Source organism: Streptococcus oralis (assembly GCF_021497945.1).
In the GTDB taxonomy this organism is placed as follows: domain Bacteria; phylum Bacillota; class Bacilli; order Lactobacillales; family Streptococcaceae; genus Streptococcus; species Streptococcus oralis_BR.
Genome location: NZ_CP046524.1, coordinates 485,282 through 506,764, shown reverse-complemented (window position 1 = coordinate 506,764; position 21,483 = coordinate 485,282). Strand labels below are relative to the sequence as shown.

The following is a 21,483-nucleotide window of genomic DNA, read 5'->3' as shown; positions in this document are numbered from 1 at the left end:
CTTTTCTAGAAAAATTTCCGATTTTCACCTTCATTTTCAGCTAAAATAATAGAGCAAACGGGTGAAGCTCAGTACTTTTCATTGTACCATATTTTACGGAGAAACTCTTGGAAAAGTCGAAGCATTTTTTGACTTTTAATCGAAAATGCCTTTTTATTTGGTTATCCTAACTTCTATGATATAATGATGTTAATAAGCTGGCAATCGTCAACTTTTAAGAGTTTGACTCATGAAAAGGAGCTCCATGAAAAAGCAGGATATCGCAACTATTATTGATCTTCATTTTGAAGAATTAACAGAGTTAGAGCAGGATATCGCTCGTTATTTCTTGCAGGTAGATACGATTGTGGATGATCTATCATCGCAACAGGTTACTCAAAAACTGCATGTTTCCCAAGCTGCCCTTACCCGTTTTGCAAAAAAATGTGGCTTTACTGGCTATCGAGAATTTGTTTTTCAATACCAACACCAGGCCAATAAACAGGACACCCATTCGCACCAACACAGTCCTTTGACCAAACGTGTTTTACGAAGCTACAGTACCATGCGAGAACAAACGCAGGATTTAATTGACGAAGAGCAACTGGAACGAGTTGCCCAATTAATCGACGATGCTGAACGAGTTTACTTTTTTGGGACGGGAAGTTCTGGTCTGATTGCCCGTGAGATGAAGCTCCGTTTTATGCGATTAGGTGTGGTCTGTGAAGCTTTGACCGATCAGGATGGCTTTGCATGGACGACCAGCATCATGGATGAAAACTGTTTGGTGCTTGGCTTTTCCCTATCTGGCACTACCCAATCCGTCCTCGATAGTTTGTTGGATGCCAAGGAAATGGGGGCTAAGACCATTCTCTTTACCAGCGCTCCAAACAAAAATAGTCAGGCTTATACCGAAACAGTCCTTGTCGCAAGCCATAGTCAATCTTCTTACATCCAGCGTATTTCCGCTCAACTCCCTATGCTCATTTTAATAGATTTGATTTATGCCTACTTTTTAGAAATCAATCGCGAGAGCAAGGAAAAAATCTTTAACAGCTATTGGGAAAATAAAAAGCTCAACGGCTATCGTAGACAAAAACGCGTTAGAAAATCCTAGTTTGGCTCAACCAAACTAGGATTATTTTGTTTTAATACTCTTCGAAAATCTCTTCAAACCACGTCAGCTTCACCTTGCCGTAAGTATATGATACTGACTCCGTCAGTTCTATCTACAACCTCAAAGCTGTCCTTTGAACTGCCTACGGTTAGTTTCCTACTTTGCTCTTTGATTTTCATTGAGTATAAAATGATAATAGGCTCATAGGTGGTCTTTCCAATCTTCCCCTTTGTTCTAATGCCTTGTTTATCTGTATTTTCAGTTCCTCCATAAATTCTCCTTTCCGTTTTTGAATGTTTGACAAGAAAAAGGAAGTATCGGCTATTTGCCTCTTACTTCCTCTTGGTAATATCCTATTTGTTTTTTTACTACGACAAACTGAGATTTAGATTTTAACCCTTCAGGAAAATAAAATGAGCTATTCTTCAGAAGTACGTTCTAAAATATCATAGTTTAATGCAGAGTGTAGCGATATAGTCATTTCCAAAACGTGATAATCGATGTCTTTTATCACACGATTCATAAAAATCAATCATAGCGAGACCATTTTTTAGTTGCCCTCTAATCTGCGTTTCTAAGGTATGGCTAAATTCATATCCATATTCTGGATTGATGGTGATTTTGCCTTCCGCTTCAAGCTCTCTTGAATTAAAAGGTAGTGAAAACTTTAAAAGTAATTCCTCATCGGGTTTATCCCATACAGTGTCAGCATCATACATGTATATCCAAGGGTTCATAAATCCGACCATTAACAGTCCACCCTTTTTCAATACGCGAGAGGCTTCTTTATACATGTTTTCTAAATCCTCTATGTATACATTTGAAACTGGATTAAAAATAATATCAAAAGTTTCATCTTCAAATGGAAATGGCTTTGTCATATCGCCTTGAACTGTCTTGATTTTTAAGCCTTCTCTTTTTGCAACCATCTCGTCTCTTTCTAATTGTGATTTAGAAAAATCCATTATGGTGACATCATAACCTTTTGTAGCAAAAACGGGACCCTGCTGGCCACCACCACAAGCTAAACCTAATATCTTTTTTCCCTTGGCTTTTTCAAACCATTCTGTGGGGACTTTTTTCCCAACGGTTAAGGCAACAGAAATTGGATGCTTTCTAACTTCTTCTAATTCTTCATGTGTCAATGGCTCAGTGTAGTCATTTTTTACATTATTCCATCTATCTTCATTTAATTTTATATAATTACTCATCTTACAATCTCCTCGTAATTTTATATGATTTCGATTTAAGGTGAATAGGTTGCCATTACAATTTTATCACCTCTAGAATTTCTAATTTATCAATTTTTCATCCATCTCATTATATCATTTTTTCTTCTTGGCTTAGGTTTAGTATTTAGAAACAAAGTAGAACGCTTGTACCGTCTTCTAAGGCTATCTCCTCTCATATATTTTTCGATGGTAGGAAATCTGCTCCTATCGTTCTTTTTTGTAATTCTTCTTTGTCTTTCTCATACAAATGAAGCAAGATCGCATAATGGTCTTGATAGGTCTTTCCGCTACTTTTCATATACCTTGACAGTTTTTCCATCATCAAAAAAAGAATTAAGCAAAACATTTTTCACTCAAGTAGTGATTAAAAGTTCTTCTTAATTCTCTAATTCCAAACTAGGACTGTTTTGTCTTGAAATGATAATAGGCTCCCAACATCCCTGCTGTATTTTGGTGATGGGCAAATTCCAATCGTGTTTTTTCAGCTAGACTTGGTACCAAGGCCGCCTTCAAGGCTGTACGGATCTTCGGTTTGAGGATAGCCTCTTGCCCCATGATACCGCCACCGAGAATGACCACTTCTGGATTGGCCACATAGCAAATATTTGCCAGACCTTTCCCAAGGTAATCTACCATGCGGTCAATACCAGCCATACAGATCTTGTTTCCTTCAGTAGCTTCCTTGAAAATGCGTCGCCCATTCCACTGATCAACTGGATCACCGTGAGCTGCTGCCACATATTCTACCAAGGCTGTCGTAGAAGCCAAGTCTTGGAAAGCTCCATCCTGCATATGCATATAACCGACTTCGCAAGCTGAATTGCTAAATCCATGGAAGACTTTCCCATCCATAATCAAGCAACCACCGATACCGGTTCCAATGGTCAAGCAAAGAGTGACACTCGCTCCCTTGCCTGAACCAGATACTGCCTCAGCAAGACCTGCACAGTTGACATCATTTTCAATTTCGCAGGGAATCGCAAAGCTAGTCTCGATTTCCCTCTTGAACTGGGTTCCTGCGTAGTTAGGAATTTGAGGGCCAGCATAGAAAATCTCACCCTTATCAGGATCCACCATTCCTGCAGAAGAAATAGCAACACCTGCTACTGGACCTTTTTCTAAATAGCTGGCTACGATATCTTTGGTCTTTTGTAAAATGTGTGGGCCACCCTTATGCGCCTCTGTTGGCATTTCATGCGATTCAACAAGTTGGCCTTCTTGGTCAATCAAACCATATTTGATGTTGGTTCCACCAATATCAATTGCAACGTAGTGTGTCATAAATACCTCCTTATGGATTAGAGGAAGCGCTCCTTGGTTTCACGAATCAATTGCGCTGCTGCTTCTACAACTGGACGATCTTCTTCGGTTACTGGCGTCAATGGTGAACGAACTGAACCAATGTTTAAATCTTCATTGATCTTCAAAACTTCTTTGATGACACAGTACATATTTCCATGTGCAGCAGTCAATTTACCAATGATTGCATTGATAGCGTATTGCAATTCACGAGCTGTTTCCAAGTCTTTCTCAGCAATCAACTCATTGAGTTTCAAGAAGAGTTCTGGCATAGCACCATATGTACCACCGATACCAGCTTTAGCACCCATGAGGCGACCACCTAGGAATTGTTCATCTGGACCATTGAATACGATGTGGTCTTCTCCCCCAAGGCTGACAAAGGTTTGGATATCTTGAACTGGCATAGAAGAGTTCTTAACACCGATAACACGAGGATTCTTCAACATTTCAGTGTAGAGACTTGGAGTCAAAGCAACACCTGCTAATTGAGGAATATTGTAGATAACATAGTCTGTATTTGGTGCTGCAGCACTAATGTCATTCCAGTATTTAGCAACTGAGTATTCTGGCAAGCGGAAGTAAATCGGTGGAATCGTTGCAATGGCATCTACTCCCAAGCTTTCTGCGTGGCGAGCAAGTTCCATACTATCTTTAGTATTGTTGCAAGCTACATGAGCAATGATTGTCAATTTGCCCTTAGCAACTGCCATGACTTCTTCCAAAATCAACTTGCGGTCCTCTACGCTTTGGTAGATACATTCACCAGAAGAACCATTGACATAGAGACCTTGAACACCCTTATCAATGAAGTATTGAACCAAGGCACGCGTACGCTCTGGACTTACTTCTCCTTGATCATCATAACATGCGTAGAAGGCTGGAATGACACCTTCGTATTTTTTCAAATCTGACATAGATTTTCTCCTAAGATTTCTTTTTTCTGCTGAGAGCAGTTCTATTTTTTACAAGTTTAGTATACACCTTGTGAAAACCGCTTTCAATATCTTATATACACTTAGATTTTAGTTTCTACTTGTATTTTAGAAACTTTAACGATTGAAAGTAGTTTCAGAAACACCTCATCCTACTGGTATTTGGTGAAGATTTTCTCCATCAAACCTGCTTGGAGAAAGACTAGCAAACCAAAACCAAAGAGGATAAAAGCTGACCCACCCAAGAGGAGAGTGAATGCGGATAGATAAAGAACCATCACAATGAGAAAGAGAATGGCTAACATGAGGAAGAACCATGGAAAGTTAAAACTTGCCAAGATAAGCCCTTTTTGCAGCACTTCTTTCCAAGACAAATCATAGCGGGCAGCGATGGGATAACTAGCCAACATTACCAGAGTGAGGAAGATGAGAATCCCCAAACAAATAGCTTTCACAATCTGGAAAGGCAAGGCTGTCTGGCCCCAGAAAAGATAGAGGTCTAGAAAGCTTAATGACACAATACCCAACTCTAACAGACCCAACTGAAGCCCCAGTTTCAGATTTTGCTTGAAGGCCCTTATATAAGTTCTAAAGACTGGTACCCGTCTGCTTCTCTTAATCTCGAACATGGTCTCGTAAAGGCTGATTTTCGCCACTCCAATCGTCACGATGGGCAAACAAGAGACGACAAAAAGAAGATTGACTGTGACGATATCCAAGACCTTCTCACTGAAACGCATGAGAAAATTATCTGTATCAAATGCTGCCTTGATAAGGCTTACTCCTTTTTGTGCCATGTTTGCTCCTCCTGATTCTTTTAATCAATCAAAATTTTAAAGAGATATTTGCGAACCTTTTCTTCCATCCCTGCGTAGCCATTTGGCTGGTGCGGTTCTCCTGGGAAGAAAATCGCAAAATTGTGATAACCCAGCAATAGCGGGTATCGTTCATGACAATGGACAAAGCCAATGTCGCTCGCTTCGTCAAATGCTACCGCTTCGTCTTTGATGCGTGAACCGTAGCTCGAGTATTCATGTCCTTCTACCAGCAAATGCAAGTCTGCATAGTGTTTATGGTGCTCAAACTGATCATTTTCAGCTTGATTGAGGACATTTTCCTGAACAACTAGAAAGACCTTGTCCCCGTCAATCTCATACTTACCTAGTTCGAAAGAATCCTTACGGTGCTGGTAGAGATAGTCGATAGCCTTATCTAGATTGAGATGAATCCCTTTGTAAAAGGTGATATTTTTTAAATCGTCAAAAATCATACTATTTCCTTCGTTTCTGATAGTTCCTATTTTTCAGTTCCGAATCATCCTTTCTCTATTTCCCTATAAAAGTGCGGACGGAAGCAAATTCCTTCGGAATTTCATTCCTAATTTTTGAGCCCTTTGCTCTTTCATCGTCAGTCTCAAAAATTCCGTCTAAGATAAGCGTAAGATGCTTATCTTAGATACCACTAAAGCGGGAAATAGCCACCATAAAACGAACCTACTCTAACTAGTATCATGAAAAGAGTTCATTCTTAAGTTTATAAGTGTCTAACAAAACTTCACGAAGTAACTGCATACTCTCCATTTTGTAGACACTTATAACTCTGTATTCTCTTATACTCAACGAAAATCGAAGAAGAAACTAGGAAGCTAACCCCAGGCAATACTTAAGTATGGCAAAGTAACGCTAACGTCGTTTAAACTCGATTTTCGCAAGGCCTTAACCTTTGACCGCTCCCATAGTAATCCCTTGAGTGAAGGATTTTTGGAAGACAAGGAAGACGGTTACGATTGGCACGGCTGCAAGAGCTGCACCTGCCATGATCAAACCATAGTTGGTTGCCATTTCGGCCTGCATGGTCGCAACCCCGAGTGAGATAGTCAAGTTTTGACGTGAAGTCAACATAACCAACTGCATGAAGTAGTCGTTCCAAGTATTGATGAAGGTAAAGATCGCAAGGGCTGCAAATCCTGGTTTCACGATAGGAAAGGCTACGCTCCAGAAGGTACGAATCTCACCACAACCGTCGATTTTTGCTGATTCAAGCAATTCTGTAGGGATATTTTCACTGAATTGTTTCATCAGGAAGACACCGAATGGCCATCCGATCAAAGGCAAGATAACTGCCCAAAGTGTATCGTGAATTCCCATGAAGTTGACGATACGTACCAATGGTACAAGGACAACTTGTTTTGGAAGTGCCATGGCAGCGATAAAGACTGCAAAGAGGATGCGTTGACCATAGAAACGTTTTTTAGCCAAGACATAACCTGCTAGGGAAGAGGTTGCACAGACTAAGAACATGGTTACCAGTGAGATAAATACAGAGTTCCACATCCACTGCATAGCAGGGTTTTGCACCATGAGTTGTTGGAAGTTCTCCATGGTTGGCATTTTAGGGAACCACTGTGGCGGAATCATAATGGTATCAGGCTGTGATTTGAAGGCCCCTGTCAAGATCCAGTAGAATGGAAAGATGAACAGCACGGTCAACAAGAGCAAGATAATCGTTGAAATAACAGTGAAAGCTGTTAAGGGTTTCTTTTGTGTAGGTTGCATAACTGTCTCCTTTCTTTAGTATTCTACGTCGTTTCCGAGGATCTTGAATTGAGCAAAGCTGACAATGGCAATCATCACTGCCAAGAAGACACCGATGGTATTTGCATAGCCGTACTCTGTCAATTGGAAGGCTTTTTCGTAAAGATAGTACATCAGTGTACTTGTTGAATAGTTTGGACCACCAGAAGTCAAGAGCTGAATCAAGGCAAAACATTGGAATGAGTTGATGGTTGTGATGATCGCGATGTAAAGGGTTGTTGGAAGAAGGCTAGGCCATTTGATCTTCCAGAAGACTTGGAATTCAGTCGCACCGTCAACACGCGCTGCTTCAACAAGTGAGTTGTCAATATTTCCCATGGCAGCGATATAAAGGATAATCGGTTGACCAACAGATGTTGTCAAAAGGATAATCATAATCGCTAGCAAAGCCCAGTTTTTGTCACCCAGCCAAGAAATGTTTTGGCTGATGATATGGCTTGACTTAAGGACAAAGTTTAGAATCCCTGATAGGGGGTCATAGATCCATTTCCATACAACCGTTACGGCAACACTACCTGTAACTACAGGAAGGAAGAAGACGAAACGATAGAAAGAACGGGCAATGGCATTTTGATGATAGGTTTGAGATGCTACAAAGAGAGAGAAGAGAACCACAATCGGAACAGATCCAATAACCAGGATAACGGTATTGATCAAAGACTTCATAAAGACAGGGTCTTTAAACATGCGAATGTAGTTGTCCAAGCCCACAAACTCAAATTTAGTCATGGAGTAGTTAAAGAAACTTGTAATGAATCCCATAATCATAGGAGCCAAGACAAAGATGACAAAGAAGAATAACACTGGTGCTAGGAAAGCGTAGGAAATCACTGTTTCCCGCATACGAATTTTATTGACTTTCACAGTCGGCACCTCTCTTTCAAATAGAATAGTTTTTGATTTTCTTGAACTGTTTTAAAATCAAAATGAAATTTTTTAAGATTCGCTTATGTAAGAACTTCATTTTAATTTCGTGACAGTTCCTACCATTTCAAACAAAAGTCCCCCTTTTCTTACACCATAGTGCACAGGGAAAAGGGGGGAATCAATCTGACTTAGCGCTTATTGTTTTGTAGCTTTTTTGATTGTTTCGTTAGCTTTTTCAGTGAAGGCTTTCAAAGCATCCGCTGGTTTTTCGTCACCATTTGATACAGATTGCAACATTGGGAACCAAAGTGTTCTCATTTCAGCAAATCCGTTGATTGTGTTGTAGTATGGTGAGTAGTATTTAGTCCAGCTGCTGATTGTTTCCATACGTTTGTCATCATAAAGTTTGCCAAATGATGTACGAACTGGGAAGGCACCTGTACGAACAACGTCTTTAGGACCCCATTCTTTGTCATCTGCGATGAATTGAACGAATTTCTTAGCAGCAGCGACTTTCTTATCGTCTTTGTTGTTAAATACTGCAAATCCATTTACAAGGTATTCAAGAGCTGGTTTACCAGAGTCTGATGGGAATGGTACTTCTACCACGTCTACCTTACTTGCTTCCAAGAGTTTCGCTTGGATACCGTTTTGAGCTGGAGCCCAAAGGATTGTGTATGAAGTTTGACCGTTCGCAAAGTTTTGGATGTCTGCTCCACCGTCAAATTGTGAACCATTGTTCAACAAACCGTCTTTGATCCAGCTAGCAGCTTTTTCAAGACCTTTGACGAATTTAGGATCGTCAGTTGTATATTTTGTTACATCTTTATCTGTTACAGAACCGCCATAAAGGTTTGCGATGAAGGCACGTGTTCCTTGGTCTCCCCCTTGACCAGAACTGAACAATGAACCTGGTGTATATCCTTTATCTTTAAGCGCTTTCAAAACTTTTTCAAAGTCATCAGTTGTCCAACCTTCTTTTACAAGGTTTGCAACTCCAGCATCTTCCAACATTTTCTTGTTCATAGCCATGTAGAATGGAGCTGAACTGATTGGATACATGTAAGCTTTGTCACCAGCCTTACTTGCTTGTACGATGTTTTCGTTGTTGACATCTTTGACAAATTCATCTGTGAAGAGGTCGTTCAACTCAGCCAATTTACCATTTTTACCGTATTGGATGATACGTCCTGGTGCGTCAAAGAGTACGTCTGGCGCTGTTCCTGCTTCGATAGCTGTTGTAATCTTTTCTGGACCTGACTTAAAGTCGATGGTTTCCAATTTCACTTTTACATCTGGATTTGCTTTTTCAAAAGCTTCGATGATTGATTTTTCATAAGTTCCAACACCGTCACCAGTTTTTTCTTGTGTGAAGACTGGGAATGCCCACCAAGTGATTTCTGTTTTTCCGCTATCGCTACCAGAATTTGCAGCATCTTTACTTCCACCAGAGTTACCACAAGCAGCAAGGCCAAGAATCGCAGCACCTGCAAGTACTGTACAAGCTAGTTTTCTAAATTTCATTTGTATTCTCCTAATTGATAAGCGTATCCATATTGGATAATGAGCAAGTTTATATTTGTATACGTTTTCATTTTGTCCGACGCATCAACCACTCTCCTCTTTTTTGAGATTGTGTTATTTAAGACCGGCAACAAAGCGCTCCGTAATCTCTTTTGGTCTAGTAATCGCTCCACCAACAACGATGCCTCGCACCCCATATTCAAGGATTTGTTTGGCTTGTTCAGGTGTATGAATTTTCCCTTCAGCGATGACATCCACTCCTGCTTCACAAAGTTTTTTGATTAGTTCAAAGTCTGGACCATCTACTTTTGGACTATAAGAAGTGTAACCTGATAGGGTTGTTCCCACAAAATCAATCCCTGCTTCGACTGCTGCTAGCCCTTCTTCAAAAGTACTGGTATCAGCCATTAAAAGTTGATCTGGATACTTTTCTTTGACTTGTCGGATGAAGTCCTGAATTTCCAAACCGTCGTAACGTTCACGTTTGGTACAATCCAGAGCAATAACCTCAATGTCTAGTTCAGCCAACTCATCAACTTCTTTCATAGTCGCTGTAATGAATGGCTCCTGTGGCGGATAGTCACGTTTGATGATCCCGATAATCGGGAGTTTCGTAACCTCCTTGATCTCCTTGATATCACGAACACTGTTTGCTCGGATACCGACTGCTCCACCTTGCTCAGCCGCTTTGACTAGCAAGGGGATAACCCCTCCCGCTTCTGTATAAAGCGGTTCATGAGGAAGTGCCTGGCAAGAGACAATGATTCCATCTTTGATTTGTTCAATCAAGGCTTCTTTGCTAATCTGTGGCATCCTCTTTCCTCCCTTTCTTGTTCTTATGGGCTTATTATATATCATTTGTTAAGCGCTTTCAATAGCTTATGGTAGAATAGATTTCAGTTTCAAAACTATTTTATAGAACAGACTATCCTGAAAGTAGTTTCAGATATCTTAGAATTTCTTATTAGCACACCTTGAACCGAAAGAAAAAGATAGCAGGCTGAAAAACCTACTATCTCCTTCTAATTTTACAAAGCCAAATGATTAAAATTATTCTCTTACTTTTCTCTCTTTTTCCCCATTGCAAACAAGCCAAGGAAGAAAGTTGTTAATCCTAGTGAGGCAAGGAGGCTACTCTCCTTGTTCCCTGTATCAGGAAGTGTCTGCTGAGCAAGAGGAGCTTTGTAAGTATAATCTTCTGCAGCAAGAGTTACAAGCGAATCCATTCCCTTATATTCTGCAATTTCATGTACAGCTGCAGCGGCTGCATTCACGCCACCTGTGTACTCTGGAAGTTCATGGACAGCTGCCTCAACAGCATTAACCCCGCCTGTAAATTCTGGTTTTTCAACTGTCGGAGCAGCCCCTTCACCCACTGTGCCTAATGGGTCTGTATACTCAGGGAGTTCATGAACTGCGACCTCAACAGCATTAACTCCGCCTGTAAATTCTGGCTTCTCGACTGTTGGGGCTGACTCTTCGCCCGCTGTCCCTAGTGGGCCTGTGTACTCTGGAACTTCATGGACTGCGGCCTCAACAGCATTAACCCCGCCTGTAAATTCTGGTTTTTCAACTGTTGGTGCTGGTTCTTCGCCTACTGTTGATAATGGACCTGTATACTCTGGGACTTCATGAACTGTGGCCTCAACAGCATTAACCCCGCCTGTAAATTCTGGTTTTTCAACTGTTGGTGCTGGTTCCTCACCCGCTGTGCCTAATGGACCTGTGTACTCTGGGACTTCATGAACTGCGGCCTCTTCACCATTCACACCGCCTGTAAATTCTGGTTTTTCAACTGTTGGTGCTGGTTCCTCACCCGCTGTCCCTAGTGGGCCTGTATATTCTGGCTTCTCTACTGTTGGAGTTGGCTCTTCGCCCGCTGTCCCTAGTGGGCCTGTATATTCTGGCACTTCATGAACAGCAGCTTCACTTCCGTTCATTCCATTCGAAAGCTTAGCCCCTGCCACAGAGACTGGTAAATTATGCATACTTTCAATTGCACCTTCTGCCAGACCTGTAACTTTTTGACCCATATCCTCTGAATCCACCGTAAATAGGAGGGTTTTTGTGTCATACTGGGTCATGAAGCGTGCTGTTTTACCATTTGCCAATTGAAGGGTTGGTGCCTTGTTGACCAATACTTCCGAATCAAACTCCATAGCAAGAATGCCTGGCCATTTTTCAATCGCGTATTTCACTTTTGCTTCTTTAGGAGAAATCCAATCCTTGGTCAAGAAATCCCAGTTGAATTTCTTATAGGATAAAGTATAATCGTTTTGATTGCCATCCGCATGCTCATAAAGCAAACCATATTCGCCATTTCCAAGATCTTGGAGCGAGTTGTAAGCAAACTTACCACTTTGTATAGGATTGTGTTTCAGCCATGTCAACTCACCATTCTCCTCAACACGAGCCAGATGAACCAAACCATTGTTGCGTCCAGGACCACCAGCATTGCTGAGTAGAATGTATTCCTTTCCTTCATGCATGGTGTGAATAGCGGACATTTGAACATAAACGTCTTTTACTTGAGGATAACGTTTGATTTCCTTATCCCACGTTGCTCCCCCATCATGACTGGTCGCAACCTGAAGATCACCAGTCAACCCACGCATAAAGAGCTTGAGATCCCCATTATTCAACTGAACAACAGTCGACTCCGTATTTTGGGCACCTGGATTATTCATGGTTGAAGAGTGAATGGTTTGGTTGCCTACTGGACGGTTATCATTAACTGCTTCCCCTGCTTGCCATGTTTCACCATGATCATCTGAGTAAATTACACGAGATGATTGAGAACCACTTAGGTAGGAAACGTTGTTTGTTGTATAAACTGGAATCACCAGTCTTCCCTTATGAGGTCCTGTACGCAAGGCAATCCCCGTACCAGGTCCAGTTCCTAGGAAGTGCATCCAATCTTTCCGAATCCCATGAGTAATATCTTTTGGTGCAGACCAAGTCTTCCCATCGTCATCACTGTAGGACATCCATAGGTAGTTGGTATTGGAAACTCTAAAAATATTCTTCTCGCTATACTCAAAATAAATATTCCCGATTAGCTCATTCCCTTTATACAAATCTCCCTTATCGCTGTAGGCTGGTTTTTTAGGGTCAACGACGACGCGATAATCTGTCTTTCTGTTTTGAGGGTCGAAAACCTCTCCGTTTTCTCGAATCGTATAGCGACCTGATTCTCCTTGCTTATATAAAACTTGATAAACTTTATCTCCCACTTGTTCATAAGCTTTCGGAGCTTGCCCTGGCAATGAAAATACTGCCTTACTTTCAAGGAACATGTCGTAAATTGCAAAAATTCTCTTTGTTTCAGGGTCTTGCACCAAGGCCATATCAATATTGACTGGAGATGGCCAATCTGCATGTTTAGCGTGCTCATTGTCACGAGGATTTGAGATTACGATTCGGTCTCCCCATGTTTTTCCATTATCTGAGCTGCGACGAACAACCATCCCAATATCTCCCCAGTCAGAATGGTGCAAACGTCTTTCATCCGTTCCAGCAATCAGCGTTCCTTTATCTGTCTTGAGAAGAGCTGGGATACGATAGCTCTTGATACCTTCTTTATTTGGTTGATTGTTCCTACCACCTTCAAAGACGTCTTCTTTCTCAGTGACTTTTGCTCCCTCAGGAAGTTTCTGTTCCAATTCACCTCTTTCAAATAATTGACTTCGTGTTTGAACTTCATCTGGGCTTAAAGCACGATCGTAAACAGTTAGGTTTCGTACTTGTAGATTTGATGCCCAAACTGTTTTATTGCCCCGTTTGGTTGCTCCAAGTTGAGCTTGATTAACATCTGGCATATCTTTGATGAAGTTACCAGATTTGAGGCTAGTTCGAGATAAGACACCGTTCACATAGAGACGAACTCGACCATGAGGTAACTCTGCTGTCGGTTGTTCGACAGTAAAGGTCACGGAATTCCATTGTCCAGGGCGAACTTTCAAAGGAGCATCTGTATACTTATCATAGAACTGCTCCCCGTTAGCGCCACGCCCTTCAATAAGAGCTGTATTATCAAGGACAGACATAGTAAAGTACTCATTTTCCTTGGTGTCACTGGATACCGAGAAGAGATTGTAAAAGCGTGGAGCTGATGCATCTGGTTTGAACTCCATGTGAACTGTAGCATTTTTTAGTTGCTTTAGTTTATCTAGTTCACTTGATAAATCGACTCTCTGACCATTTGATGCATTGGTTTCAACATCTTCTTTTTCAAGGACAGGATTGGCATTTTTTAAATCTCTTGAGTAATAGTCACGAGGAATAGCACCCTGATCCTCTGATTCCTCTTCCTTATTTGCTTCTTCTGCAGGAGTTTCCGTAGAGGATGGGGTTTCTGATTCTGCACTCTCATTTTTTTTCAAATGATCTTGGTTCACCTCAACGCCGTTGTCTTGTGCTGCTGCCAATTTACCAGCCAAATCCTTATCCAAATGAGCAAGATCTCCCGAGGACGCTTCTTTTGGCAATTCTGATAAACCTTGACCAGGTTCGACAGTTTCTGTATTGGCTCCTGCTGCATTGGCTTGCTCTTGAGCTAAGACTGGATTTGCTCCAAATACTACTGTACCAATCACTACCGATGCTGCCCCAACTGCAAATTTTCGAATTCCGTATCGCTGTTTCCGATGTAAAGATTTGTAATTCATGTTTGTCCTTTCATTTTTCATAAAATAAAGCGCTTTCTTTTTCTTTAAAAATTTTTATTGTCTCTCAAGAGACAAGTTTTACAAGAAAGTATCCAACTTAATGAGAGCTCCCAATCCTCTCCCATTTTCTGCTGAGCTCGAGTTTTTAATCCTCCAGCAGCCTTTTTCCTCCTTTCACAAGTGACTTTTCCTTTATTATACAATAAAGTCTTATATTTATATCTGTGTTCCCACAGAATAGATTTTACTTTTAAGTATATTTTAATATTTTAAATTTTCTAAAAGTACTTTCAGGTTTTGGACATAAAAAGGAGAGCTCCTGGGCTCTCTCATTCATTATCTTACGTACTTAAAAGGAATCTCACTGCCACAGAGCCAGTTATAAACCTGGTCATTGACAAAAACATTCATGGCTTCATGAGCATACTCAGGCATGATTCGATAAGCCTTATCACAGGTCAGACGGTTGTAAATCGCAAACTGGGTAATAGGATAGCAGACGTCGTCATCCAAGCCCGTAATCATCTTGACCTCACCTTGAATGCGATGGGCAAGATTTTTCACATCGATATAGGCAAGGGTCGCCATGATTTCCTCCTCTGTTTCATGGAAGGGATCGTGAAACTTGAAGTAACGGAAAAGTTCGTCATAGGCTTCACTGGTATTGCCAATCTCAAGCACTCGTCTAAAGTCTGACAAGAAAGGATAGATGGCAACTGTTCGCTGAATTCGAGGATTGAGCGCTGCTGCGACCAGAGCTAAAGCCCCTCCTTGTGAAGCACCATAGCTAGAAAGTCGCTTCTCATCCACCTGAGGCAGACTAGCAAGAATTTCAATCAACTGGTATATATCCAGATAGACATCCTTATAAAAGAGATGATCCTTACCTTCAACAGCACCACGGATAATATGTCCCTTGACCGTATTTCCTAGTGGAGAGCGCGAGCAGTCTTGCGAATAGCCCGACTGGCCACGAACGTCCATGGAAACAACACCGTAACCAGCCACGGTAAAGGCCAGCATATCGGCCCAGTCCCATCCACGTCCCATATAGCCATGGAAGTGGAAGATTAGCGGAACTTTCTCCTCACTTTTTGGAAGGACGACTCGTGCATAGACTCTTCCTCCATTCGTCCCTTCAAACCTTAGTTCATAGCACTTAACCTGCGGAATGTGAAAATCGCGCTCTTCCAACTGGTAGGCAGGAAGAGATGAAACCTTTTTGACTTCTTCATCCCAGAAAGCATCAAAGTCTTCTGGAACCTCATCCCTTCCTAGATAGGTCTTGATTTCTTCTAACAAAGCTGGATGTTTCATAGCTTGCTCCTTTAGTTTTGTAATCGCTATCATAACTCTAGCATATCTAGGAAAGCAATGCAAGAAAGAATGCTAAATAGAAAGTGATTTTAGATTCTCTTTCCTCAAACCTATCGTCTGAAAGTAGTTTTAAAAATAAAAAGAGCGTTTCCGCTCTCTGTGTATCAATAGGTGCTAGCTCCTTTCTCTAGTTTGACGGTTTGGAATTTCTTTTGGTAGGTTACTTTAATAGTCATGTGTGAGTCCTCGTTTCTTTTTGATGACTCTAGTATAAGACCCAAACCTAAAAGCTAGCTTATAGATTTCTTAGAAAAGGCTTAATCCAGATGTTCTCTCTTTTCTAGATGAAGAGCAATCATGCGCCATTCTAGATCCTCTTTCCAACCTTCTATTGAACTAATGTAGCTGGCAACCTTTCTAGCTTCTTCTAAAATCGGAAAATCTTCGATAATATCCGCCACTTGGAACTCTGGTAGGCCTGACTGTCTGGTTCCAAAAATCTCACCCGATCCGCGCATTTTCAAATCTTCTTCAGCAAGGACAAATCCATTGGTGGTTTCTGTCATGATGCGCATGCGATCCTTCCCAGAGTCCGTCTTGGGATTAGCAACGAGAACGGCATAGGACTGCTTGTCCCCCCGACCAACACGACCTCTGAGCTGGTGAAGCTGACTGAGACCGAAGCGATCGGCATCCATGATAATCATGACAGTCGCATTGGGAACATTAACCCCAACCTCGATAACCGTCGTCGAAACCAGAATATCCGTTTTTTTCTCTTTGAACTCCTGCATAATCTGGTCTTTTTCATCACTCTTCATCTTACCATGTAGCAAAGCAACCTCTGCCTTGCCAGCAAAATGAGCTGTCAACTCCTCCGATAAGGCAATGGCATTTTTCAAGTCCAGAGCTTCAGATTCTTCGATCAGGGGAGAGATAACGTAGGCTTGGGAACCTTTTTGGATTTCCCCCTCTAACCAAGTCAAGACCTGAGGCAGCTGCTCATGCTTAATCCAGCGAGTCACAATGGGCTTCCGCCCTGCTGGCATCTGGTCGATAATGGAAACATCCATATCGCCAAAGGCTGTGATAGCCAGCGTCCGTGGAATGGGAGTCGCCGTCATCATGAGAACGTCTGGATTGTCGCCTTTTTCCCGCAAAATACGCCTTTGCCCCACACCAAAACGGTGCTGCTCATCGATGATAATCAAACCAAGACGAGCATAATCTACTCCATCTTGTATCAGAGCGTGTGTTCCGATAATAAAGTCGGCCTCACCCTTGGCAATGGTCTCCAAGACTTCTCTTTTTTCTGCAGCTTTCAAGGAACCTGTCAAGAGAGCGAGTTTTAAGTCCGGAAAAAGGTTCTGTAAACTCTCAAAGTGTTGCTCTGCTAGGATTTCTGTCGGTACCATGAGGGCAGCCTGGTAGCCAGCCGTAACAGTAGCATACATAGCTAGACCTGCAACAACTGTCTTTCCGCTCCCTACATCTCCTTGTAGGAGACGATTCATGTGATGGTCGGACTTCATGTCGGTCAATATTTCCTGCAGACTCTTTTCCTGAGCTCGGGTCAGGGCGAAAGGCAGACTTTCTTTAACAGCCGACACTTTTTCTTGAGACCAATTCAGAACCAGACCGCTTCCCTGAACTCTATTTTCAGACTTGAGTGACTGCAACTGCATTTGAAAATAAAAGAGTTCCTCAAATTTGATCCGACGAAGGGCCTGCTTGTATTCTGCCAAATCCTTAGGAAAATGCATAGCGCGGACAGCCTGGCAACGGGACATGAGTTTGTATTTATCCAGTAAAGACTGGGGCAGATTTTCCTCTATCAAGAGATCCAGGCCCTGATCAAAGGCTGTCTTGATAACCTTGACCAAACTGGCCTGACTGATTCCTTGAGCCAGACGATAGACCGGCTGGAGGTCATCTTCTACCTGAGCTAGGACCTTCATCCCTGTCAGACTAGCCTTAGCACGGTCCCACTTACCAAAAACGGCTAGAGTTGCGCCTAGTTCAATCTTGTCAGCTAGGTAGGGTTGGTTAAAGAAGTTCACCGCAAAAACAACTTCTCCCTGCTTGAGACTAAAACGCAGGCGATTGCGCTTAAAACCATAATACTGGACACTGGCAGGAGTCACGACTTGACCAGACAGGACAGCCTTTTCGCCGTCTTCCAGGTCTAGGACCTGCTTGGTCTTGAAATCTTCGTAACGGAAAGGAAAGTAGAGCAAGAGGTCTTGCAAGTTTTCAATTCCTAGTTTGGCGTATTTCTCTGCTGACTTTGGTCCCACACCAGGCAAGACATGCAAGGGTTGGTGTAGATTCATGCTCCACTCCTTTCTTTTTAATAGTATTCTCTCGGAATGCGATCGCTGAGGAGACAAACCACCTCATAGTTAATGGTTCCACGGTAGGTCGCTACCTGAGTTGCTGTGATTTCCTTGTCACCGTTTGTGCCGATCAGGGTTACTTTTGTTCCTAGCGGGTAAACCTTAGGCAGCCGAATAGTGATTTGGTCCATAGATACCCGTCCGACGATTGGGCAAGCTTGACCATCTACCAAGACAGAGAAATTCTGCATATCACGTGTCCAACCATCCGCATAGCCGATTGGCACCGTCGCAATGACTTGCTCGCTGTCCGCTTGATAAGTTGCTCCGTAGCCCATGCAAGCTCCAGCTGGAACTGTCTTGACATGGACCAGGGCAGACTCCAAGGTCAAGGCTGGAGTCAAGTCATAAGGCAAGGTCAGAACCTCTCCGCTTGGATTGAGACCATACATAGCGTCTCCCATACGGACGGCATTGAAAATAGTCTCTGCATGCCAGAGAGTCGTTGCCGAGTTGCTGGCATGAACCAGCTCTGGGACTTCCTTCATACTTGCCAAAATAGCTTTAAAGCGTTCTAACTGGGCATTAAAATAAGTATCTGATTCCTCATCTGCAGTAGCAAAGTGGGTAAAAATTCCCTCAACGCGAGCACCATGTTGCTTGAGCAAGGCTTGAGCCTGCTCAGCTTCACTGGTCTCTCTAAAACCAATCCGTCCCATTCCTGAGTCAATCTTGAGGTGAACTGTTAAGCCTGCTAGGTCTTCCTCTCTAGACAAGAGCACTTGAATCCACTCCAGCCCAGCCACTGTCAAGGTGATGTCGTATTCTTTAGCTAGAGCAACAGCTTCTAGCTCAGAAACTCCTAAAATGAGGATTTTCTTGCTAAGTCCAGCCTGACGAAGTTCGATGGCTTCATCAATATTGGAAACACAAAATCCATCAACATCGTCCTGAATCGCCATCGCAACGGCAACAGCCCCATGACCATAGGCATTAGCCTTGACCACTGCCCACTTGAGCGTTCCTTCAGGGATATGAGCCCCCATTTGCTGAATATTTTGTCGAATAGCTCCCAAATGAATCAGAGCCTTGGTTGGTCTATGTGGACTAGCTTTCATGATTTTCCTCCAAAATGACACTTGCTGTCACAAACTGATCTGTGTGGCTGATCGATAGCCAAATCTTTCCTAAAAATGGTGACTGACTAAAATAAGGTGCCCCGCGTTCATTGTTCAAAACTTCCAAATCCTGAAAGGTCAGTTTACCAATACCAGTTCCCATAGCCTTGGAAAAGGCCTCCTTAGCTGACCAGCGACCTGCCAAGTATTCGATCTGTCTGCGCCCTTTGAGACTGGCAAAACGCTCCATTTCTTTAGGGGTCAGCACGCGCTTGGCAAAGCCCTCACGTCGTGTAACTGCATTTTCTATCGAAGCCAATTCTTCGATGTCAATTCCGTGTCCAACTATCATACTCATAAAAGGAGCTGAGATTCCCCCAACTCCATCCTTTTCACTTATTTTGTTAAAGTAGTATAAATTTCTTCTACCAAGGCTACTGTATTTTCCCAACCTAGACAAGGGTCAGTAATAGAGCAACCAAAGACCTCTGGTTGGTTTTGGCGACCATCTGCTAGGTAAGATTCAATCATAAAGCCTCGAACCGTCTTTTTAATCTTTTCATTCCAGTCACGATTCAGCAAGGCTTGACGAACAATGCGGATTTGTTCCATATACTGCTTACCTGAATTGTCATGATTGGTGTCGATGATAATGAAGGGATTTTCAAGTCCCATAGTCTCATAGCGATTGATGGCATTTAAGAGGGTTTCATAGTAGAAGTTGGGTTCATTTTTACCATATTCGTTCATGGCACCACGAAGGATAACGTGGGCCAAGGGATTTCCTGAAGTTTCCACTTCTTGGCCATGGTAAAGGAAGGTTTGCTTGTTTTGGGCCGCATAGATGGCATTAAACATGACCCCAAGGTTCCCAGATGTTGGATTTTTCATCCCAACTGGAGCATCAATCCCAGACGCTACAAAGCGGTGTTCTTGGTCTTCCACTGAACGAGCCCCTACAGCATGGTAGCTGACCAGGTCATCAACCAAAACGAGATTTGACGGATAAAGCATCTCATCAGCCGTCGTCAAGCCCGTCTCCGTAATCACACGGTAGTGGAGCTGACGAACAGCCTGCAAACCATTGATGAGACTAGGAGCCTCACTAGCATTTGGCTGATGAATCAAGCCCTTATAACCATCTCCATTGGTGCGAGGTTTAGCCGTATAGACACGCATTACGATAAAGATTTTATCCGCAACTTTTTTCTGCAAGTCTGCTAAGCGACGAGCATATTCGAGCACTGCTTCTTCATTGTCTGAAGAACAAGGCCCCATCACCAAAAGGATTCGGTCATCCTCACCTGAGATGATGGCTGCCAACTCTCTATCGCGGACTTCTTTCTTTCGCAAGGCTTCAGGTGACAACTGGGTCGCAGCCTTGATTGCTTCAATATCAATTTCTTGACCTTTTTCGATAAATGCCATCTTACTCTCCTAGCGTTTGGTAAATTTCGCGAACAAGTGCTTCTGTGTTATCCCATCCTAGACACGGATCTGTAATGGACTTACCAAAAACTTCAGGTTCATTTTGACGTCCATCTTCTAGATAGGACTCAATCATAAAACCACGAACGTATTTCTTGATTTTCTCATTCCAGTCACGGTTAATCAAGGTCTGACGAACGATACGGATTTGATCCATGTACTGCTTGCCTGAATTGTCATGATTGGTATCAATGATGATAAAGGGATTTTCTAAGCCCATCTTTTCATACTGGGCAATGGTATCCATCAAATTGTCATAGTAGTAGTTAGGAATATTTTTCCCGTATTCATTCAAGGCACCGCGAAGAATTGCGTGGGACAATGGATTTCCCGTTGTTTCCACCTCTTTACCGAGGAAGAGGAAACTCTGTTTATTTTGAGCTGCATAAATCCCGTTAAACATAACATTGAGATTTCCAGATGTGGGATTTTTGAATCCTGTTGAGAAATCTGCTCCGCTCGCTACAAAACGGTGCTGTTGATCCTCTACAGAACGGGCTCCAACAGCCATATAAGAAATCAAATCATCCACCAGCGGAAGATTTTCAGGATAAAGCATCTCATCCGCTGTTGTCATGCCAGTCTCAGAAATAACGCGGTAATGTAGCTGACGAACAGCCTTGATTCCATTGATCAAGCTAGGTGCTTCTTTAGCATTTGGTTGATGAATCAAGCCCTTATAGCCGTCTCCATTGGTACGAGGTTTAGCCGTATAGACACGCATGACCATAAAAATACGATCTTTGACCTCTTCTTGCAAAGTAGATAGACGTTTGGCATACTCGAGAACCGCTTCTTCATTATCAGATGAACATGGTCCAATCACCAAGAGAATACGCTGGTCTTCCCCACGGATGATGGCTTCCAATTCCTGATCACGTTGGTTTTTTCTCGCAAGAGCCGCTCCCTCTAATTTAGACAAGGCGCGAACTTCTTCAATGTTAATTTTAGGACTTTTAGCTGTAAATACCATGATTCATCTCCTTATAAAGCAAACGGACACCAAGCAA

17 protein-coding genes are annotated in these 21,483 nt (G+C 42.4%); 1 reads left to right on the top strand and 16 read right to left on the bottom strand.

Annotated features, from left to right (window positions below):
* The first annotated feature begins 244 nt into the window (after positions 1-244).
* Complete coding sequence (locus GOM47_RS02670) at positions 245-1,096, top strand: MurR/RpiR family transcriptional regulator (protein ID WP_235080979.1); 852 nt, start codon at positions 245-247, stop codon at positions 1,094-1,096.
* 446 nt (positions 1,097-1,542) lie between these two features.
* Here the strand turns inward: GOM47_RS02670 and GOM47_RS02665 are convergent, their stop codons facing one another.
* The 16 genes from GOM47_RS02665 to GOM47_RS02590 all read right to left on the bottom strand — a co-directional run bounded on the left by GOM47_RS02665 (position 1,543) and on the right by GOM47_RS02590 (position 21,446).
* Positions 1,543-2,307: a class I SAM-dependent methyltransferase gene (locus GOM47_RS02665; RefSeq protein WP_235080978.1), complete on the bottom strand. Its 765-nt coding sequence runs from the start codon at positions 2,305-2,307 to the stop codon at positions 1,543-1,545.
* Between the two features lie 417 nt (positions 2,308-2,724).
* Positions 2,725-3,609 carry an ROK family protein gene (locus GOM47_RS02660; protein WP_235080977.1) on the bottom strand — a complete coding sequence of 295 codons (885 nt, stop codon included), beginning with the start codon at positions 3,607-3,609 and terminating at the stop codon, positions 2,725-2,727.
* Positions 3,610-3,626: 17 nt separating this feature from the next.
* Positions 3,627-4,544, bottom strand: a complete 918-nt coding sequence (locus GOM47_RS02655; protein WP_235080976.1) for a dihydrodipicolinate synthase family protein — start codon at positions 4,542-4,544, stop codon at positions 3,627-3,629.
* A 170-nt stretch (positions 4,545-4,714) separates the two neighbouring features.
* On the bottom strand, positions 4,715-5,359 hold the full coding sequence (locus GOM47_RS02650; protein ID WP_235080975.1) for a YesL family protein: 645 nt from the start codon (positions 5,357-5,359) through the stop codon (positions 4,715-4,717).
* Positions 5,360-5,379: 20 nt separating this feature from the next.
* Complete coding sequence (locus GOM47_RS02645) at positions 5,380-5,832, bottom strand: YhcH/YjgK/YiaL family protein (RefSeq protein WP_235080974.1); 453 nt, start codon at positions 5,830-5,832, stop codon at positions 5,380-5,382.
* A 445-nt stretch (positions 5,833-6,277) separates the two neighbouring features.
* Positions 6,278-7,117, bottom strand: coding sequence for a carbohydrate ABC transporter permease (locus tag GOM47_RS02640; protein WP_001183243.1), 840 nt, complete (start codon positions 7,115-7,117; stop codon positions 6,278-6,280).
* Between the two features lie 15 nt (positions 7,118-7,132).
* Positions 7,133-7,999 (bottom strand): carbohydrate ABC transporter permease, encoded by an 867-nt coding sequence (locus tag GOM47_RS02635; RefSeq protein ID WP_161800156.1) that lies wholly within the window; start codon positions 7,997-7,999, stop codon positions 7,133-7,135.
* 219 nt (positions 8,000-8,218) lie between these two features.
* Entirely contained in the window at positions 8,219-9,547 is a 1,329-nt protein-coding gene (locus tag GOM47_RS02630) for an ABC transporter substrate-binding protein (RefSeq protein WP_125838330.1), read from the bottom strand.
* A 114-nt stretch (positions 9,548-9,661) separates the two neighbouring features.
* On the bottom strand, positions 9,662-10,360 hold the full coding sequence (locus GOM47_RS02625) for an N-acetylmannosamine-6-phosphate 2-epimerase (protein ID WP_033630087.1): 699 nt from the start codon (positions 10,358-10,360) through the stop codon (positions 9,662-9,664).
* Positions 10,361-10,605: 245 nt separating this feature from the next.
* On the bottom strand, positions 10,606-14,214 hold the full coding sequence (locus tag GOM47_RS02620) for an SIALI-17 repeat-containing surface protein (RefSeq protein WP_235080973.1): 3,609 nt from the start codon (positions 14,212-14,214) through the stop codon (positions 10,606-10,608).
* A gap of 336 nt (positions 14,215-14,550) precedes the next feature.
* Positions 14,551-15,531 carry an acetylxylan esterase gene (locus GOM47_RS02615; protein ID WP_235080972.1) on the bottom strand — a complete coding sequence of 327 codons (981 nt, stop codon included), beginning with the start codon at positions 15,529-15,531 and terminating at the stop codon, positions 14,551-14,553.
* A gap of 317 nt (positions 15,532-15,848) precedes the next feature.
* A complete protein-coding gene (gene recG, locus GOM47_RS02610; RefSeq protein ID WP_235080971.1) occupies positions 15,849-17,864 on the bottom strand; it encodes an ATP-dependent DNA helicase RecG in 2,016 nt (671 codons plus the stop codon).
* A 17-nt stretch (positions 17,865-17,881) separates the two neighbouring features.
* Positions 17,882-18,985: an alanine racemase gene (gene alr / locus GOM47_RS02605; RefSeq protein WP_235080970.1), complete on the bottom strand. Its 1,104-nt coding sequence runs from the start codon at positions 18,983-18,985 to the stop codon at positions 17,882-17,884.
* Positions 18,975-19,337 (bottom strand): holo-ACP synthase, encoded by a 363-nt coding sequence (acpS, locus tag GOM47_RS02600; RefSeq protein WP_235081269.1) that lies wholly within the window; start codon positions 19,335-19,337, stop codon positions 18,975-18,977. Before acpS ends, alr begins: the two co-directional genes overlap by 11 nt.
* 44 nt (positions 19,338-19,381) lie before the next feature.
* Positions 19,382-20,413: a 3-deoxy-7-phosphoheptulonate synthase gene (locus GOM47_RS02595; protein WP_235080969.1), complete on the bottom strand. Its 1,032-nt coding sequence runs from the start codon at positions 20,411-20,413 to the stop codon at positions 19,382-19,384.
* A 1-nt stretch (position 20,414) separates the two neighbouring features.
* Positions 20,415-21,446, bottom strand: coding sequence for a 3-deoxy-7-phosphoheptulonate synthase (locus GOM47_RS02590; protein ID WP_235080968.1), 1,032 nt, complete (start codon positions 21,444-21,446; stop codon positions 20,415-20,417).
* Positions 21,447-21,483: the final 37 nt, after the last annotated feature.

Bases quoted from the DNA above. Each gene is read 5' to 3' on its own strand.
- GOM47_RS02670 (WP_235080979.1), top strand. From the start codon at position 245: ATGAAAAAGCAGGATATCGCAACTATTATTGATCTTCATTTTGAAGAA.
- GOM47_RS02665 (WP_235080978.1), bottom strand. From the start codon at position 2,307: ATGAGTAATTATATAAAATTAAATGAAGATAGATGGAATAATGTAAAA.
- GOM47_RS02660 (WP_235080977.1), bottom strand. From the start codon at position 3,609: ATGACACACTACGTTGCAATTGATATTGGTGGAACCAACATCAAATAT.
- GOM47_RS02655 (WP_235080976.1), bottom strand. From the start codon at position 4,544: ATGTCAGATTTGAAAAAATACGAAGGTGTCATTCCAGCCTTCTACGCA.
- GOM47_RS02650 (WP_235080975.1), bottom strand. From the start codon at position 5,359: ATGGCACAAAAAGGAGTAAGCCTTATCAAGGCAGCATTTGATACAGAT.
- GOM47_RS02645 (WP_235080974.1), bottom strand. From the start codon at position 5,832: ATGATTTTTGACGATTTAAAAAATATCACCTTTTACAAAGGGATTCAT.
- GOM47_RS02640 (WP_001183243.1), bottom strand. From the start codon at position 7,117: ATGCAACCTACACAAAAGAAACCCTTAACAGCTTTCACTGTTATTTCA.
- GOM47_RS02635 (WP_161800156.1), bottom strand. From the start codon at position 7,999: ATGCGGGAAACAGTGATTTCCTACGCTTTCCTAGCACCAGTGTTATTC.
- GOM47_RS02630 (WP_125838330.1), bottom strand. From the start codon at position 9,547: ATGAAATTTAGAAAACTAGCTTGTACAGTACTTGCAGGTGCTGCGATT.
- GOM47_RS02625 (WP_033630087.1), bottom strand. From the start codon at position 10,360: ATGCCACAGATTAGCAAAGAAGCCTTGATTGAACAAATCAAAGATGGA.
- GOM47_RS02620 (WP_235080973.1), bottom strand. From the start codon at position 14,214: ATGAATTACAAATCTTTACATCGGAAACAGCGATACGGAATTCGAAAA.
- GOM47_RS02615 (WP_235080972.1), bottom strand. From the start codon at position 15,531: ATGAAACATCCAGCTTTGTTAGAAGAAATCAAGACCTATCTAGGAAGG.
- recG (WP_235080971.1), bottom strand. From the start codon at position 17,864: ATGAATCTACACCAACCCTTGCATGTCTTGCCTGGTGTGGGACCAAAG.
- alr (WP_235080970.1), bottom strand. From the start codon at position 18,985: ATGAAAGCTAGTCCACATAGACCAACCAAGGCTCTGATTCATTTGGGA.
- acpS (WP_235081269.1), bottom strand. From the start codon at position 19,337: ATGATAGTTGGACACGGAATTGACATCGAAGAATTGGCTTCGATAGAA.
- GOM47_RS02595 (WP_235080969.1), bottom strand. From the start codon at position 20,413: ATGGCATTTATCGAAAAAGGTCAAGAAATTGATATTGAAGCAATCAAG.
- GOM47_RS02590 (WP_235080968.1), bottom strand. From the start codon at position 21,446: ATGGTATTTACAGCTAAAAGTCCTAAAATTAACATTGAAGAAGTTCGC.